Below are 16,848 nucleotides of genomic sequence, written 5' to 3'. Positions count from 1 at the left end.
TAATATAATGCTTTACGCATGAAATTAGAGTGTCGGCCTGTTTTGTGTCAGTATTATGATGATTTGGTGATGCGATTTTTTTTAGGAATATCGTCCTGAATCAGCATGTTCACACAGCACGTAAAGGTCAGGCGCATGACTATTCGGAATGCATAAAAGCGTGCTAGGGTGTAACAGAACCTGTCATTAAAACGGTGAGGATAACGTGGTGGTTCATGGATATTCAGGTCGTGATGAAGTCGAACTTAATCGCAGTGAAAAACTTATTCTTGAGCTTGTTCGCCGCAATCACGGCATTTCCCGCTCCTCGCTGGTTTCACAAACGATTCTGAATCAGTCATCGGTTCACCGTATTGTTGATACACTGACCGAAAACGGTTTTCTCAGCCTGGGGGAATCGCCCTCACAGGGAAGGGGTAAGCCCAGCCCGTCGTTATCCCTGAATCCGGACGCACGTTACAGTTACGGTATTTCCATTAACTCTGACAGCGTGGCGGCAAGCCTGATTAATTTCCGCGGCGATATTATCGAATACTGCGTGCTGGACACGCTGCCCGGCAATCCTGCCCGAACGCTGCTGGATCTCAAACGCCATTATCTGGATACCTTAAAACGTATTGGTATTTCGTCAGAAAAAGTGTGTGGCGTCGGATACAGCATGGCGGGCTTTCTGTATGACTCCCGGAAATATTTTAATCCGCCAGAACCGCTGAAAAACTGGATGGGCATTGATCTGCGCCGTGAAATTATGACGCTGTTTGACCGGCCCGTCTGGATTGAAAATAACGCCACGACGGCCGCGCATGCAGAAGCTTTTTTGGGCGCGGGCCTGCACTACGAGACCTTCGGCTACCTCTCTTTTAATTACGGCTTTGGTGGCGGCATTGTCATTAACGGCAAACCGTTTCAGGGCGCTTTTGGCAATGCGGGCGAGATCAGCCGGATTTTTTCGCCGGAAGAGGGCAAACTGCGTCCTGCGCTGGGGATCTTAATTGATCGACTGCGCAACGGCGGTATTGAAATTCACAACATTCGCGATCTTAATAATAAATTCGATCCGGACTGGCCCATTGCCCGGCAATGGGTCAACGAAGTCACGCCCAATTTACATCGGGCCATGGATGCCCTGAATGCCGTTATCGATCCCGGTGCCATTATTTTAGGCGGCGAATTGCCTCGTAAGCTGGGCGAAATGTTTTTAGCCATGCCCCGGGTCAGTTCGGGCAAACGCTGGAATATTTCGGCGGAGTATCCGGATATTCTGCTGAGCACTATTGAGGGCGACAGCTCGGCACTCGGTGCGGCGTTGACGCCGCTGCGGGAGACCTATTTCAACTAATAAATCGCTCACTGGCGCGAAGGCCAGCGAGCGGTGGTCTCTCTGCTGTCTGTCGGCAGCAGAGAGGAACGGGTTAGCGCATGGTGACAAACTCTTCCGCCGCCGTCGGGTGAATCGCCACGGTATTATCAAAGTCTTTTTTGGTCGCGCCCATTTTTAACGCAACCGCAAAGCCCTGCAGCATTTCGTCCATACCACTGCCAATGCCATGAATGCCGACGATTTTTTCCTCCAGACCGACGCAGACGAGTTTCATGCGGCACGGCTGGCGATGCTGCGTGACGGCGGTGTACATCGCGGTAAAGGCGGACTTGTAGACTTTCACCTGGTCATCACCGTACTGTTCGCGCGCCTGCGGCTCTGTCAGGCCCACCGTGCCGATGGGGGGATGGCTGAATACCACAGTCGGGATATTGCGGTAGTCCAGATGCTCATCCGGTTTGTTATTGAACAAACGCTCTGACAGGCGACGGCCCGCCGCGACGGCGACCGGCGTCAGTTCGACGGCACCGGTGTTATCGCCGACGGCATAAACGCCAGGCACGTTGGTGTTCTGGAATTTATCGACCTTGATGTAGCCTTTCTCGTCCAGCGCCACACCCGCTGCCTGAATATTCAGGCCGTCGGTTTCAGGAACGCGTCCAATCGCCCAGACCAGGCAATCAACCGTGTATTCACTGCCGTCTTCCAGCTGCAGCGTCAGGCTGCCATCGGCATTTTTTACTACCGCTTTTGGCGTCGCCTGCGTATGCAGCGTTGGGCCTTCCGCGTTCATCACCTCAACCAGCGTATCCGTAATTAGCGGATCAAAATTGCGTAGTGGCGCATGTTTGCGAACAAACAGATGGGTTTCTGAACCTAATGCGTTTACCACGCCCGCCAGCTCAACGGCGATATAGCCCGCGCCGACCACGGCGGTACGTTTTGGCAGGGCATCCAGCTCAAAGAAGCCGTCAGAATCAATCCCGTATTCCGCGCCGGGAATGTCGGGATGACTCGGGCGTCCGCCCGTAGCAATCAAAATATGATCGGCGGTGATCGTTTCGCCATTCACCTCAACGGTATGGGCATCAATAAAACGGGCAAAACCGTGGATCACATCGACCTTATTTTTCCCCAGAACATTGTCGTATGATTGGTGAATACGATCGATATAGGCGCTACGGTTTTTCACCAGCGTGCCCCAGTCAAAGCGATTAACGGTGGTATCAAAACCATAATCCGGCCCGTAAAGATGAATGGCCTCGGCAATTTGTGCGGCGTGCCACATTACTTTTTTCGGCACGCAGCCGACGTTGACACAGGTTCCGCCCAGCGCTTTGGCTTCAATCAGGGCGCACGTCTGGCCATAGCTTGCTGCACGGTTAATTGAAGCGATACCGCCGCTGCCGCCGCCGATGGCGAGATAGTCATAATGTCGGGTCATGGAAGTCTCATCCGGTTACTGGGAAAGTGATAGAGAGTGTAACGCCACAGGGTACGGCGTCGCAAAAATTGCGCCTATGATTGTAACAGGCCTTATCGTTTCATTATTTACAGGGAAGCATAGCATGTACCTGACTTTTCTTGGCACCGGCGGGGGCGCGCCGAGTCTGCAACGCAATGTCACTGCCATCGCGTTTACCCGCGACAAAAGCGGCGCCACCTGGCTGTTTGACTGCGGTGAGGGCACGCAACTCCAGTTTATGCGCTCAGACCTGAAGCCTGGCAAACTCGATAAAATCTTTATCACCCATCTTCATGGCGACCATATTTTTGGGTTGCCGGGCCTGCTTACCAGTCGCTCGATGGCGGGGTTAACCACGCCAATGACGGTTTACGGTCCAGCAGGGCTGAAAGCTTTCGTTGAAACGGCACTGTCGCTGTCCAGCTCGTATACCGATTACCCGCTGGAGATCGTCGAGATCGCCGCGGGTGAGATACTGGATGATGGCGAATTTCGCGTGACCGCCTGGCCGATGAATCACACCATTGCCTGCTTTGGCTATCGCATTGAGCAGCATGACAAACCCGGTTTTCTGGATGCGCCTCGCCTGAAAGCAGAGGGCGTACCGCGCGGTCCCTGGTATCAGCAGTTAAAGCAGGGCGACACGATTACGCTGGAAGACGGGCGTACCGTTAACGGCGCTGAGTATCTTGGGCCGCCAGTGAAAGGCAAAACGCTGGCCATTTTTGGTGATACTGCGCCCACTGACGTCGCGTTACAGTTGGCGGCGGGCGTTGATGTGATGGTGCATGAAACCACGCTGGAAGAGGCGCTGGCTGAAAAAGCTAACGGGCGCGGTCACTCTACCACCTTACAGGCTGCAACGGTGGCAAAGCAGGCCGGAGCAAAGCGCCTGATTGCCACCCATTTTAGTTCGCGTTACCTCGCCCGGGACATGGCGCGCCTGCTGGCAGAATGCCAGCGCATTTTCCCTGACACTGAGATGGCGCACGACCTGGCGGTCTTCACGCTGTAGGGATCAGTGCGCCAGCGCAGGGTAGGTAAAGAACAGCAGGTGGACCATGTTGAGCGCAAAATGGAACGCGGTCGCCAGCCACAGGCGGCCGCTCCAGTGCCAGACCAGACCATAAATCAGTCCGGCCAGCGCGGCAAAGATCATCAGCAGCACGCCGCCAGATGCATGGGCCAGACCAAACAGCAGTGCCGTTACCAGCAGGGCGATCACGCCGCCCCATTTCTGGCGCAGGCGCTGCTGGAGATAACCCCGGAAAAACGCCTCTTCGGCCAGTGAGACAAAAAACAGGTTGGCCAGCGCAAACGATCCCAGCCAGTCCGGAAGGTGCGTTTCAAGGGCAAGGCCGCCCAGCAACACGGCGCTGCCCAACAGCAGCGGCACGGCGGCGACAGGCGCGAGCCACCAGGCCGGCGAGCGCGGCGGATGCGCCTCTGCGTTGAACAGCGTCGGCAGACAGGCCAGCAGCAGAAAAGGAATCAGCGCTTTATCGAAATTAAAGGAAAATGAGAAGGGCACGCTGCGGGCACCGACCTTAACCGCCTCGACCTGCAGGGGATTATTGAATCCCGGAATAAGGTGCAGCATCAGCGCCAGCGCAATCAACACCAGAAGGGCTTCGCTGACGATCTGCCATCGCCGACTCCGGCGATCGTAGATACGAAACGCGACCAGGGCAGCGACAGCCGCAAACACAAAGGTAACGGGCCAGTCGAGGACGTTTTGATAAACGCCCAGCGCCGTTGCCAGCGCGAGTAATAACAGAGAGAGGCGTTTCGCCGGTTGCAGGGCGGCCAGCGCGCCCGCCAGGATGATCCACATAAAAATGACCTACGTTCAACGCCGCCGTGCTGTGCGCGGCGACGTTAAGCTGGGAAAGGAATTATTCAGGTACGATTTGGTTAACGCTGAAATGGCCTGTGCCGGTTGGCACCAGCTTCTGATGCAGCCACGGCAGCAGCGTGTTCATCTGATCGGCCAGCTTCCACGGGGGATTGATGACAATCATGCCGGACGCGGTCATGCCACGCTGATCGCTATCGGGGCGCACGGCCAGCTCAATCTGCAGGATATTACGGATGCCCGTGGCCTCCAGCTCGCGCAGCATATGTTTGATTTGCTGACGCAAGACGACCGGGTACCACAGCGCATAAATACCGGTACCGAAACGTTTGTGACCTTCCTGAATGCCTTTTACGACGGCCTGGTAATCACTTTTCATTTCGTAAGGCGGATCAATCAGTATCAGTCCACGACGTGACAGCGGTGGCAGCTTCGCTTTTAGCTGCTGATAGCCATCGGCCCTTTCAACGCGCGCGCGACTGTCTTTGCTGAACTCGGTACGCAGCAGCGGATAATCGCTGGAATGCAGCTCGGTCAGCTGAATCTTGTCTTCAGGGCGCAGCAGATGGCGGGCGATTAGCGGAGAGCCGGGATAGTAGCGCAGCGTGCCGTTACGGTTCAGGGCGTGAATCGCATCGAAATAGGGTTGCAGCAGGGCGGGCGCGTCCGGTTGTTGCCAGATGCGTCCGATGCCTTCCAGATATTCACCCGTGCGCTCTGCGTGCTCGCCGCTGAGTTGATAACGTCCTGCACCGGCGTGCGTATCCAGATAGAGAAACGGTTTTTCTTTCTCTTTTAACGCAGTGATGATGAGGCTCTGTACGGTGTGCTTAAGCACGTCGGCATAGTTGCCAGCGTGAAAACTGTGGCGATAGCTGAGCATTTTTATTTATCCTGTTGAATTTATAAGGTTTTAATTGATAGTGAATCAATTTATTACAATTATTACCCCACGGATTACCCCACAGAACAGCGCACAGCAGCATATGCAGGAAAAAGCATGAGAACCAATCGGGCGCGAGTATATCAGCACTTGTTAGGCTGGAGGAAATGCAGGGGAGGGTATGCGCAAAACTTCGTACACCCCTCTGTGTGAATTATCGCTGGCGGGGATTGCGCGGACGTTTCCAGGTGAACTGAGTTGCAGCCGATCTCTGAAAGTTTTCCCTTCGCCGCTGTGATGCCAGGCTGTCCATAACCGTTTTGCGTATCAGCAGGCGATCACTCCCGTCCATCTCATACCCTTCCTGTTTCATTGCGGCGGTCAGCGCGGCGGTAATGTCTTTCTTTTGCATAATCACCTCAGTTAACGGACTGTGGGGCGGCTATGACCGATGCCTGACGTGCTGTGATATGCCCGGTGATCCAGTCAGACCACGCTTTGAAAATGACATCACCTGAACCGGGAAATTTCACCAGATAACTTTTCAGAATCGCATCTGTCATAGTCTCCTGCTGATCCCAGCTCACGAGGTATTGCCTGAACAGGTAAAAAGCTCTTTCCGGGTCTGTGTTGTGGTGGGTTTCAACAACCACATCAAAAGCCGGAACGGTAAAAACAATCTCAACAGGCAACGGCTCATCTTTGGTTGGCAGGTCAACTGTTTTGGTAAACTGCATACCTTCAGGCCAGATTCTGTCATTATTCATTACTGCTCATCCTCCACATAAATACCTGCTGAAATTATTGCCCCGCCTATCCGGCGCTGTCCGTACATCAGCGGCACGGGGTAACCCTGAGAGGTGGTATTGGTGGGCGAGCCGAACGCATACGATGCCTTGTTGGCTGAATCCTGCTTGCTCGCCAGCCCAGCCGCCTGCGGTGAAAGTAGCTGAATAACGCCACCCACAGCCATGGCAGCGCCTGCCTGCATCATCGCCGGCCCCCATGCGCCGCCACCGACAGCCTGCCCCCATGGCGTGAATGCGCCAATCGCTCCGACAACCACAAGTGCCGCGCCGAGTATGGTCTGCAATGCCCCGGCACGCTTACTGCCAATAATGACGGGAACAATTTTGATCACTTCGCCCGTGGCCGGAAAAGCCAGGTCATCCTCTCCGATGTTTTTGTTTCCATAAAAAACGGCAAACGTCAGACCGCGCCTCCGGCTTCCGCTCATGAACTTCTCAAAGCCTTCAACCGTTGCGGCCAGCGCCCGTGTCGCTTCATGCTTGGTGGCGATAAGCCGGTGATGAATTTTTCCGAACGTTTTACCCAGGATACCGTGAAGACGGATTTCGGTCATAACTTCATTTTTCAGTATTAATGACTGGCTCATGTAGTGCTCCGTTAGATTCCCTTGAAATGACTGAGCCGCGCTTTGTGGCTGTCACTCATGCTGAATGCAAAATCTTCATGCTCTGCCTGCCATGTGCCGAATGCCATGAGCGCGGACACGGCGGGGTCAATCTTGTTGGCCGATTTCTTTTTGTTGGGCTTGATGTTGGCGTTGGCGTCACTTTCCATCACCACGTTACTGATGGCCCACGCCAGCACCGGATCGCCGTTGTGACGGATGACCTTACGGTTAACGAACACCTCCAGCGACTTCGCCACCGGACTGAATTTAAGGTAGGTCTGCTGGAACGGCTCAACGTCCAGCCCCGCGCCCTGTAGCTGGGTGCGCAGATGCGTGGCGTTCCAGGTATCGAAACCCACCAGCTTTATGCCGAACGTCTCCGCATCGCGCAGGATATCGTCGCGGATGCGGTCATAGTCGATGCAGTCTCCCGGCGTGGTGCGTATCCAGCCCGCTCTGGCCCACTGGCGGTAGATGGCACGGTTCTTGTTCGCCACGTTCTGCAACTGCGCCTCGGGCAGGTAGTGACGGGTCAGCAGCCGGATTTCACGGTCAGAGGGAAAGGCGTAGCAGACGCTGGCAATATCGCCGGTTGAGGACAGGTCAAGGCCTGCATAGCACTCCAGACCGTGCAGGTCAGATTCACTGTAATCAGCTTTGCAGGCGTCCCACGCGCCCGCGCCCATCCACGGTGTGGCCCCCTGACACCAGATGTTGAAACGCTTCGTCAGCATTTCCACCCACTGCGACGGAATACCGCGAGCCTTGGCGATAGTGTCACTCAGCGCGGCAGCATCAACGGAGACATTCAGGTTGGGATTGGCCTTGACCCACATAGCTGGATCATCAATCTCCGCTTCGTCGTCCAGCTCATAAATGAGCGCGAACTGCGAGTCGTTGACTTCTTCACCCGCCAGAATCTGGCAGCAGTAGTCATAGTGCTGTTTACAGGCCGACACGATGTTGCTGCCTGCGGTGGTGATGGCGAACAGCAGCCCTTCAGGACGTGCGCCCATGCCAAGCTCAAGGGCCGAATACACGCCGTTGTCAGGGTGAAGGTGATACTCATCAACAACCGCCAGACTCGGGTTGGTGCCCTCAATCGTGGCCGCTTTTGCCGCCAGTGGCTTTAACAGGCTGTTGGACTTTGGATAAATCATTTTGTGCTGCTGAATGGTCAGACGCTTGCGAAGCGGTTTTGACAGCAAGCACATCTGACGCGCATCATCAAAAACGATACGGGCCTGATCGCGGCTCACTGCGGCGGTGTAAATGTCCTGCTGGCCGTCCTCCATCACCAGAAACCAGTTTGCCAGCATGGCGGCCACCGTGGATTTGGCGTTCTTACGCGGCACCTGAATGTAGGCGCTTTTGTATTTACGGCGCCCGGTTGCCGCCACCTTAAACCCCAGCAGGCAGGCAAAGGCGAACTGCTGCCACGGCTCCAGCACAATCGGCTTGCCGCGCAGCGGGCCTTTAACGTGCGGGCATAGGCGGGAGAACGCAATAAAGCGCTCAACCGTAGCCGTATCAAACATGAAACGGGGGTCGTTCAGGTCTGAAAAGTAGCGTTCCACGGCCTGTTTTACCCGCTTACAGGCCGGAATTTCGCCCGATTTTATGGCGTCTGCGTACTCATGCCAGGCGGTCAAGTTCGTCTTCCTCTTCGGTTTCAACCGGGGTGCGGCGGCGGCTGACCGGATCGAAGCCCAGCAGCGAGGACATTTTAATCATGATTTTTTCAGCGTCCGCTTTGGCACTCAGCGCCGGGTTTCGGCTCTCGCCGCCCTGACTGTTGGTGATGCTGAAGCCGCGCTTCTCAAGGTCTGCCACCGCGCGGCGGTACATGGCGTAGTTAACACAGTAAAGCTCCAGGCTGTTCCAGTCGGCGGGCGTCAGGTCTCCACGTTCCGCAAGCTGTTTCGCCTTCGCTTTCCATTGCTGCGCCGCAATCTCATCGAGGTAAGCCGGCGGTTTCGGATGTCTGGCCATAAAAAATTATTTTCCTGCTCGTTTTATTTTCAAAAAAATCACCGTGCGTAAAAATCTGAGGAGGCGGGTGGTGCCACCGGGTCAGGGCGTTGTCATGGCAGACACCCCCACCCCCCCCCTTGATGATAATCATTCTCATTGATATAGTTGCATCTGCAATGATTTCACCCCTGAACGGTCAGCGGTTGCGCATCGCCTCTCGGATGTCACGCTCACGCTCTGTCATGCGCCTGCCCTTGCTGGCGGGCTGTCTGCGGGTGAACTGCTCACGACTGCGGGTGAGGCCTGCCATAATCTGTTTCATCTCCTGCTCAGTCATGGTCATACATCCAGTTGTTGCGCTGCGCGGCGGCTTCTTCCTGCTCCCTGAACTTACCGGCTTTCCGCTGCTGCTTGGTCAGCGGGTCAGTGGTGGTGGTCTTGCGTGAGTGGCAGGAATGGCACAACGGCTGATGATTGCTGGCAGGCCAGAACAGTATGTCATCGCCGCCGTTAATCGGGATGATGTGATCGACGATGGTTGCAGCGGTGTAGCGATCCTCTTTCAGGCAGTGCACGCACAGCGGATTAGCACTCAGAAACACCAGGCGGTATTTATCCCACTCAGGCGTATAGCCACGCTCACGGCGTCCACCACGGCGGGCGTTCTGCTGTCGTGAGGCTTCCCGTTTGTGCTCATCACACTTGCCTGACTTAACACGCTTGTTGCATCCCGGCTCACTGCACCGGCGTAAAGGTTGCCACGGCATATCAGTACACTCCCGGATTACGGTACGCTGACCAGAGCGCGGAGATCGCCATCGGTACCTCTTTGGCTTCGATATCGCTGACGGTGGTGCGGTACTCATAAAGCTGTGAGACGTACATCATGCAGCCCACCTTCAGGGCAGGGTTAAAATCAATCTGCGGTGGCTCGGTGTCAAAGCGCTTGCCGATATGCTGCTGACAGACTTCCAGCGCGGCGGCTATGTAGGCCTGAATCAGCGCGTCTTCGTAGTCATCGTCAATGCGGCAGTGCATCTTTGCTTCTGCCAGCGTGATTAACTCAGGCATTGGATATCCCTCCCTTGCAGAGAATTTCCAGTCGGGAGTGATCCGTATCGGGAATGACGGCCACAATGCCGTAAACCTGACCACGAATGTTTGGCAGGCTGTACAGGATGCGGTTAGCGGTGGTGATATCGTCACGGTAGCGTGTCCAGATACGGACTGTTGCTACCGAAAGCTGGGCACCGGATGCGATTAATTCTTTGCCGCTGATTGCCCTGATTTCTGCCCAGACGGTCGCAAGGTCAGACCACACGTAGATCACCTGTCCCATTTTGTCACGATGGGTTTCCGACTTCTGAAAGGTGATGCGGCGCTTCATTTTTCCGGCTCTCACTGGTCAGCCTCCTGGGACTTCTTCACGCTGACTTCCTGTTTCCATGCCTGGCTGAACTCATCACCGCCTTCACGCGGCGGCATCCCTTCCAGCAGACGGGCGTTATTCGGACTCAGGAAGCCGTTTTTAATGCCGGTCTGGTAATTCTCGTAGCGTTCTTTCGGCGTACCGCGCAGCAGGTCGGCCGTGTCAAACTCCACCTGATAGCGGATGCCGGGAACGGACGGAGACGCCACCAGCGCGGATTTAATCTGCTGCTCAAAGTTGGTCAGCCACGGGCGCATGGTCATGGTGGCAAAGGCGCGACTCGCCTCGCTGAAGTTGCTGTAGGTGCTGTTGCTGTATTCCTGCAGGAAGATGGGCGACACGTTGAACATGCGGGCAATGTCTTCAATTGAGAAGCGCCGCGAGGCCAGCCATTCCGCATCCTGATTGCTCATGCCTAGCTGCTCGTACTCCATACCGCCCTCAAGAATCGGCGTTTTTCCGGCGTTGCGTGCGCCCTTGTAGCGCTCCAGCGCGTCAAGTGCCTGCTTGCCCTTAACGCTGTCGAGCCACTCTTTGGCCTTCACGATGCCCGATGCCATCATGCCGTCTTTCATGATGCTGGCCCCGTGACGCTGCTGAGCCAGACCGAGCCCCAGCGCTTCGCGGCAGACGGAAACGGGTGAGCGGCCTAAAAAGCCGTCTTCCGTGGCATAGCGCAGGTGAAGGATTTCTTCCTGAAGATAAACGCGCACGTTACCGGTATACGGCTCGGTGATGGTGTAGCGGAATTTACGCTCGCCGATTCGCTCCGGCACAACCGAACCCGGCGCATAGGGATACAGCGACTGTGGCTGACCGTCACGGCCCCACGTAATTACCGCATAGGCGTTACCGTTCAGCAGGCAGTGCCGCATCATGGTACGTTTGAACTGGTAGGCGGTCTGCACCTCGTTCGGGCGCTCATTGAGCAGGAAATCCACCGGGTGGTTACTCATCCACTCGCGTTCTTCCTGTCCGTTGATGTGGCGAACCTGATAAAGGAAGCACGGCATGGTTGCCACCGCCTCGCTGATGACAGACACAGCATTCATGACCGCCGGCAGGGATTCCGCTGTACCGGATGAAACGTATTCACCTGAACCGGTATTGGGTATCCCTGCCATCGCCATGAACTCATCAATCGTCATGCTGCGCTGTTCTTCTTTCTTACGGCTGAAGGGCCACATATCACAGCCCCGCTAAATCAGCCCAGCGGCGGCGGTTATCACCATGGCGGCGTAACTCAGGATGCTGGGTAAAAAGGGAACGCTGCGCCACTTCAACCGCGCTTTCGGGGTAGGCAGGCATACTGGTGACGGTGACTTCGATTAACTCAGCCGTGGTGATGGTGCGCAGGTAAGGTGCCTGTTCGATATCCCATGACTCTTTCAGCGCACGAAAGCCAAAGCTCATGCCGGACAGGTCGCCACGCTCCACCAGCGTCAGCACGTCACGGCCTAACTGCGTGTCAGGCGGCGTAAGCTCGAAGCGTAAGCCGGTATCGTCCTGCGAGAGTTGCAGCGTGCCGGATTTGGTGCGGCCCAGAAGCTGGGTGTAGTTATGCTCATACAGGGCGCGAACATCACCACCAGCGGCCAGGCTGTCAGTAAAGGCCCCCGGTGCAAACTGTTCGCGGAACTCATCCCAGATAACTTCTGACAGGCTGTTCCAGCGCACGGTATATCCCACCAGCTTTTTATCGCTGGCGGTGACTTCAGAGGTGCGGATTTCAAATTCTTTTGTTTTCATTGGCGGCTTCCACAGAGGCTGAAAAGGGGCCGTAGCCCCTCATTAACTGAATCAGGAACCTGAACCAGCGATTTCCAGCACTTTGATCGCGTTTGAATCCACCACGCCGCCGCCAACGTATTTGTCGGTATGGACTTTGTAGAAGCCCGGCTCGGTGATGTTGTCCGGGCGGGTACGTACGCCGGTTGTGTGGTCAACGATGAAATAACCGCGTTTGAAGTCACCCACGGCCAGAAACGCTTTACCGGCTGCGGCATCTGACATCGTTTCAACGTACTGAACCGGACGGCCCAGCAGCGTATCCGGGGAACCGGCAACCAGACGGTCGCGCCAGATATAATCCCCGTTGCCGTTCTTCAGCTTCTGAAGGGCTGCGGCGGTATTGGAGTTCATCACCCAGACCGCATTTTTACGGTATTTGGCTTTGAGCCTGTACAGCAGGTCGATCAGGCCGTCAGCAGTCACGCCAGATGAAACGATTTTTTCCAGCGTACCGAACGGACGGGCCTTGTCGCCGGTGGCCGCACGGGGATAGGTCAGGAAGCCTTTCGCCTTCTTCACGCCATCGCCGTTAACAAAATCGTCTTCTTCCACGGCGGTGAAGGTGTCGGCAACCTCAGACGACAGCCAGCCCAGAATATCCACCTCGGAGAAGTCGAGAATCTCCTGGGTGGTTTTCGGGTAGGCGTAGATCGGATTCAGTTTAATGCTGACTTCTTCCAGCTTCGGCGTGGCGGTTTCGGTGCGGTCTTCGCCTTCCGTACCGCGCTTAACCGTGGTACCGCCAACAGACACCAGCTTCTGGTATTCGTTGGTTTTGGTGGTCTTTACCGTGGCGATGGAGCGCATCACACTGTCATCCTGAAGCTGGCGCATGATCTCTTTGTCCAGCTCAGGGATAACGGTATAACCGCCATCAGCGCCAACGGCAGTAGACAGGGCGCGGCGCTCCCCGGTCAGGATATAGGTGCGCAATTCTTCGTTGGTGACGCCTTTTCCCTCTGCGGGAATGCCTGGCTGACTGCGGTCTTCGTCATGTACGGCTTCAAGGCGGGAGATTTCTACATCGAGGTCAGCGACTTTAGCGCGGAGTTCGTCAAACTGTTTGCCTTCTTCGTCGTTCAGGCTGCGCTTTTCACCGTCTGCGGTGGTCAGCAATGATCGCATCTGGTCTTTAAGGGCGGTTTTCTGCTGGCGCAGTTCAAAAAGTTTTTTCATGAAGTGGTTTCTCGTAACAATAAAAAGTTAAGACGTGAAACCGACAGGGAAGGGGAGGCCGTCTGGGAAGGTAGCCACATGTCGGAGGCGAAAACCAAACGGCCAGTGGCGGCTCACGTCTGAGTGCCACTCTCTAAGATATACATGATAAAAATGGAGTAAACAGCAGTTTGTACGTGTGAACAATGGCGATAATGCACGAACAAATAATTTACAAAATTAATCATTCAAATTAGCCTGACAAGGATATTCAAACACACAGCGAGGAACAGAAATGAACGAAAGCCAGATTATGAAGGCGCTATTTGCGCAACAACGTATTCAAGTAATGCATATCGCCAAACATCATGATGAATTTACGGACTCTTATCTTTATGCTTGGGAGTCAGGTGTTTATCCTTTTTTAAATGATACAGATGGAAGCGTGCCTGGCATGCCTCATGAGTCATACGAGGAGTTTTTTAAAATTTCTCGAAAAAAAGGCGAGTATTTACTGAAACGACTTGATGATGCGTGGCTTGCTAAAGAAGAGTTGACGTTTTACAAGCTGGAAGATGAGCTTGAGGTTCGTAGTGGATATGGTGGTGATTGGGATAGGTCTGACTTGCTTCATCTGTGCAGATACTTTTATCTCGATAACCGTTTTGATGACTCTCTCTGGAAGAATGTCTGTAAAAACATGGAATGCCCTGCCGAAGCGCATTTCATTACTGATAAATTTGACAGGACTAAAGATATTTTCTTTATGTGAATATCCTCACTCAGACCTGGTAATACCAGGTCTGCATATTTAATCCTTCACTTCCTGTTTGATCTCATTCAATCGGTTTATCAGTTCCTCAACTTGCGCTTGGTTTGCGGCCAATACTTCCCCGGAAAACTGGTGGCGCAGGAAACCATTGTGATCGACATAAAAGAAAGCATCACGGCGTGACATGTCACGGTAATCACTCAGCGCCATAAGCTGTAACTCTGTTTTGCTGCGTGGCATACCGAAGTGATCCTGATGCTCTGCAATTTTGCTAATCAGCACCTGTGAGTAAATCTGTTCATCTGTCAATTTTGCACTCATAACATCCTCTCTTTTTTGTATATATAAACAAAACGTTGTTGGTTCAGTTGGTTCAGTTGGTTCAATTTGTAAAGATGACTGTTTTTAAAGGGTTATTTTTTAAAAAGTGAACCAACAAAGGCCCGTTTTGAACCAACAAACGGGGTTTTGATGTTGGTTCAGTACGACTCACAATTTTTCGAGGCTTAAATCCTGTTGGTTCAAATCACACGCTTGTTGGTTCAAAATCGCTGTTTGTTGGTTCAGTGTTGGTTCAGTTTTTTAAAAAAATTATCAGTAAAATCATACAACTAATAACTTACATGTATCAGTGAACCAACTGAACCAACAAAATAAACGCTTACGTGTAACTATTCTTCATGCTCATCCTGTTGATACTGCATGACATAAACATTTATTTGCCTTCCATCTATGCGTGGTGACTTACGCTGATAACCTCTGCCACTGGCTGGCGGCGTGAGCATCCCGGACTCTGCCAAAACACGTGCAAACTGCTTGGCGTTGAAACCCTGAGCCATCTCTTTTTCAAAGGTCGCCGGGAATGTGTAAAACACCATCGGTGAATCGTCATGCTTGCCACGCTCCCTGTATCCAGCCAGATCGCGTATCGGCATGTCTGACGGATTGTAAGGCAGTGGCGCAAACCGGCTCAGCCCATGAGCATTCAGGAACGCTTCGCATTGCTCAATGATCTGCTGATACTCCTTGTTGCCGGTGCCGAACTCTTTTACCCAGGCGTTAAAACAGTGCTGTATGGCGTCACGGCTCTGTAGCTCCGTCCAGCCCGTAATGGCTGTTCCCATGACCAGCGCCGCCTCAAGAATGGCGAACCGCTCACCTACCCTGTGCACCTGCTCACCGTAGTCAGCGGGTATTAATGCCCGCCAGCGCGTCTGAGCATCGCGCACCGCCTGTTTAGCCTCCTGCTGGTGGGATGCCAGATAGCGAACCCATTCGCGGCCAGCTGCGCCGTGGTTAGCCTGATAGGCCTCCTTCAGCGCATCGGCATGTTGCTTGCCGTTCTGGTAATCATGGAACACAGACGCTTTTTCCATCGGGATATTCAGTAGGCGAACAAGCTGACCAGCCTTAACGCGGATTCCACCCGCAGACAGGAAGGTTTCGATATCCATTTCACCGGTACTGATCGCCACCGTGCGCCAGCGCTTCAGGTCGCGGTTGCCGCCTTCTTTCGCGCCCTGTAGCTTTCCGGCTCCGTTGAACAGGGTGTAAGCAGACGTGGCCACGTCTTTGGCGCTGCTGCCCTGCCCGATTTCATCAAGCGGTAACAGGCTGTCGTTGTGTGCCTCCGCTTCGTTGGCAATACCCAGCGCCGTGCCGTACCACGTCAGGCGCAGTGCGTCAGGCTCACCCCAGAGACTGCTGGCAATGTTGGCCGTGGTCGTTTTGCCCGCGCTGGACTGCTCGAACAGGTGAACGCCGAACCCGTCAGCACCCACCAGCCCGATAAGCGGCGCTGAGAGTGCAGCAGCTACGCCCAACATCATTGAAGGGTTACCACAGGACAGACGCGACACAGACTGCTTCCAGCTCTCCGGCGTTCCCGACACCGCATAACCTGAAGCAGCCGCGCTGCGCCCGTTAAACAGGATTGGCGTCTCAGGTTCGCCGATCACTTCACCATCCGGCATGATGTACGCGCCGTGATGCCAGCCGGTGGTCTGGCTGATAATCCATTCCTGACCGCTGCCACTCTGCTGTAGCCAGTCAGCCAGGATAGCCCGGTAAGAACTTTTGGTCGTGACGTTCACCCCACCAGCTTTTAACGCCCGCCAGCCGTCACGCTCACCAATGTCAGCGCTGGGAATGGGCCGGGTAATATCCTCTTTTCCTCGCGGCGAACGCCAGCGGAGCACCAGATAACGCTCTGCGCCATCGCTGCCAGAACCGACCACCTCAAGAGGCGAGCAGAGCCACGCCTCGCTATTGATGATCTCGCCGCTGTCCTTATCGACTTTAGGCGTAATCCAGAACAGACCGTCTTCGCGCCTTTCTACCCGCGCTTTAAGCTCGTCACCCGGCTCAGGGCGCACGTTCTTTACTGGCAGGCTGATTACCACGCTCTGACCTTTCTCCGCTTCCTCTTTCAGCCGGGGAAGTTGCGCCGTCCAGTCCTCAAGCAACTGATATGCCTCATCGTACAGACGGGCCTCTTTCACACCGGCAAGCGCCAGCTTTGTCGCTATGGTGGTGATCTCAGTCTGTGTCAGGTTACCGCCCCGATAAACGCTGACGTAGCGTCGACCCTCATTGATGATTGTCACAGCGCTCAAATCCCTGAGTTCCTTGGGGCTGAGAACCACGGGCGGCGTTTTGTCGTTCATCGGATTGGAGTCCTGCCAGCTTTTGGCAAACGCCCAGGCTTCGGCACCCGCAAAAATAATGGCTTCCTCCCCCTGATCACTCGGCAGATGTTTAACGTTCGGGGCTTTACGGATACGCAT

General features: G+C 54.6%; 20 protein-coding genes. 3 read left to right on the top strand and 17 right to left on the bottom strand.

The genetic code is table 11. The annotated features are described in order from the left end of the window. Nucleotides 1–208 precede the first annotated feature (208 nt). Nucleotides 209–1,339, top strand: a complete 1,131-nt coding sequence (locus G5574_RS12560) for an ROK family transcriptional regulator (protein ID WP_164482704.1) — start codon at nt 209–211, stop codon at nt 1,337–1,339. A 73-nt stretch (nt 1,340–1,412) separates the two neighbouring features. Here G5574_RS12560 and gorA read toward each other — a convergent pair whose 3' ends face one another. Next, nucleotides 1,413–2,765, bottom strand: coding sequence for a glutathione-disulfide reductase (gene gorA, locus G5574_RS12555; protein ID WP_164482703.1), 1,353 nt, complete (start codon nt 2,763–2,765; stop codon nt 1,413–1,415). A 124-nt stretch (nt 2,766–2,889) separates the two neighbouring features. On the opposite strand from gorA, the gene rnz reads away from it, so the two are divergent. Then, a complete protein-coding gene (rnz, locus tag G5574_RS12550) occupies nt 2,890–3,801 on the top strand; it encodes a ribonuclease Z (RefSeq protein ID WP_164482702.1) in 912 nt (303 codons plus the stop codon). Between the two features lie 3 nt (nt 3,802–3,804). Here the strand turns inward: rnz and G5574_RS12545 are convergent, their stop codons facing one another. From G5574_RS12545 to G5574_RS12480, 14 genes are all read right to left on the bottom strand, one after another. Continuing rightward, complete coding sequence (locus tag G5574_RS12545; RefSeq protein ID WP_006121112.1) at nt 3,805–4,620, bottom strand: CPBP family intramembrane glutamic endopeptidase; 816 nt, start codon at nt 4,618–4,620, stop codon at nt 3,805–3,807. Between the two features lie 61 nt (nt 4,621–4,681). Further along, nucleotides 4,682–5,524: a 23S rRNA (adenine(2030)-N(6))-methyltransferase RlmJ gene (locus G5574_RS12540; protein WP_164482701.1), complete on the bottom strand. Its 843-nt coding sequence runs from the start codon at nt 5,522–5,524 to the stop codon at nt 4,682–4,684. 214 nt (nt 5,525–5,738) lie between these two features. After that, on the bottom strand, nt 5,739–5,936 hold the full coding sequence (locus G5574_RS12535; protein WP_164482700.1) for a hypothetical protein: 198 nt from the start codon (nt 5,934–5,936) through the stop codon (nt 5,739–5,741). Between the two features lie 7 nt (nt 5,937–5,943). Beyond that, nucleotides 5,944–6,291: a hypothetical protein gene (locus tag G5574_RS12530; RefSeq protein ID WP_164482699.1), complete on the bottom strand. Its 348-nt coding sequence runs from the start codon at nt 6,289–6,291 to the stop codon at nt 5,944–5,946. Continuing rightward, nucleotides 6,291–6,920 carry a tail assembly protein gene (locus G5574_RS12525; RefSeq protein WP_244964633.1) on the bottom strand — a complete coding sequence of 210 codons (630 nt, stop codon included), beginning with the start codon at nt 6,918–6,920 and terminating at the stop codon, nt 6,291–6,293. Before G5574_RS12525 ends, G5574_RS12530 begins: the two co-directional genes overlap by 1 nt. Before the next feature lie 11 nt (nt 6,921–6,931). After that, on the bottom strand, nt 6,932–8,593 hold the full coding sequence (locus tag G5574_RS12520; protein WP_164482698.1) for a terminase large subunit: 1,662 nt from the start codon (nt 8,591–8,593) through the stop codon (nt 6,932–6,934). After that, nucleotides 8,577–8,933 (bottom strand): phage terminase small subunit P27 family, encoded by a 357-nt coding sequence (locus G5574_RS12515; protein ID WP_164482697.1) that lies wholly within the window; start codon nt 8,931–8,933, stop codon nt 8,577–8,579. The genes G5574_RS12520 and G5574_RS12515 overlap by 17 nt, the downstream gene beginning before the upstream one ends. Before the next feature lie 178 nt (nt 8,934–9,111). Beyond that, nucleotides 9,112–9,252: a hypothetical protein gene (locus G5574_RS12510; protein WP_164482696.1), complete on the bottom strand. Its 141-nt coding sequence runs from the start codon at nt 9,250–9,252 to the stop codon at nt 9,112–9,114. Then, nucleotides 9,245–9,682, bottom strand: coding sequence for an HNH endonuclease (locus G5574_RS12505; protein WP_164482695.1), 438 nt, complete (start codon nt 9,680–9,682; stop codon nt 9,245–9,247). The genes G5574_RS12510 and G5574_RS12505 overlap by 8 nt, the downstream gene beginning before the upstream one ends. A 1-nt stretch (nt 9,683) precedes the next feature. Further along, a complete protein-coding gene (locus G5574_RS12500; protein ID WP_164482694.1) occupies nt 9,684–9,986 on the bottom strand; it encodes a head-tail connector protein in 303 nt (100 codons plus the stop codon). After that, the gene (locus tag G5574_RS12495; RefSeq protein WP_164482693.1) at nt 9,979–10,317 is read right to left on the bottom strand and encodes a phage head closure protein; all 339 of its coding nucleotides are present in this window, start codon (nt 10,315–10,317) and stop codon (nt 9,979–9,981) included. The genes G5574_RS12500 and G5574_RS12495 overlap by 8 nt, the downstream gene beginning before the upstream one ends. After that, nucleotides 10,314–11,531: a phage portal protein gene (locus G5574_RS12490; RefSeq protein ID WP_164482692.1), complete on the bottom strand. Its 1,218-nt coding sequence runs from the start codon at nt 11,529–11,531 to the stop codon at nt 10,314–10,316. Before G5574_RS12490 ends, G5574_RS12495 begins: the two co-directional genes overlap by 4 nt. A gap of 1 nt (nt 11,532) precedes the next feature. Then, the gene (locus G5574_RS12485; protein WP_164482691.1) at nt 11,533–12,093 is read right to left on the bottom strand and encodes an HK97 family phage prohead protease; all 561 of its coding nucleotides are present in this window, start codon (nt 12,091–12,093) and stop codon (nt 11,533–11,535) included. Between the two features lie 51 nt (nt 12,094–12,144). Beyond that, nucleotides 12,145–13,311 (bottom strand): phage major capsid protein, encoded by a 1,167-nt coding sequence (locus G5574_RS12480; protein ID WP_164482690.1) that lies wholly within the window; start codon nt 13,309–13,311, stop codon nt 12,145–12,147. Nucleotides 13,312–13,585: 274 nt separating this feature from the next. Here G5574_RS12480 and G5574_RS12475 point away from each other — a divergent pair, with 274 nt between their 5' ends. Next, nucleotides 13,586–14,062 (top strand): hypothetical protein, encoded by a 477-nt coding sequence (locus G5574_RS12475; RefSeq protein ID WP_164482689.1) that lies wholly within the window; start codon nt 13,586–13,588, stop codon nt 14,060–14,062. A gap of 39 nt (nt 14,063–14,101) precedes the next feature. Here the strand turns inward: G5574_RS12475 and G5574_RS12470 are convergent, their stop codons facing one another. Together G5574_RS12470 and G5574_RS12465 are read right to left on the bottom strand one after the other, a co-directional pair. Beyond that, nucleotides 14,102–14,383: a hypothetical protein gene (locus G5574_RS12470; protein ID WP_164482688.1), complete on the bottom strand. Its 282-nt coding sequence runs from the start codon at nt 14,381–14,383 to the stop codon at nt 14,102–14,104. 350 nt (nt 14,384–14,733) lie between these two features. Next, on the bottom strand, nt 14,734–16,848 hold the full coding sequence (locus G5574_RS12465) for a DUF927 domain-containing protein (protein WP_164483232.1): 2,115 nt from the start codon (nt 16,846–16,848) through the stop codon (nt 14,734–14,736).

The sequence above is a fragment of the Pantoea stewartii genome (assembly GCF_011044475.1).
GTDB classification, from domain to species: domain Bacteria; phylum Pseudomonadota; class Gammaproteobacteria; order Enterobacterales; family Enterobacteriaceae; genus Pantoea; species Pantoea stewartii.
The sequence above is the reverse complement of the archived record's forward strand: the minus strand, read 5'-3'. Positions and strand labels throughout refer to the sequence as shown.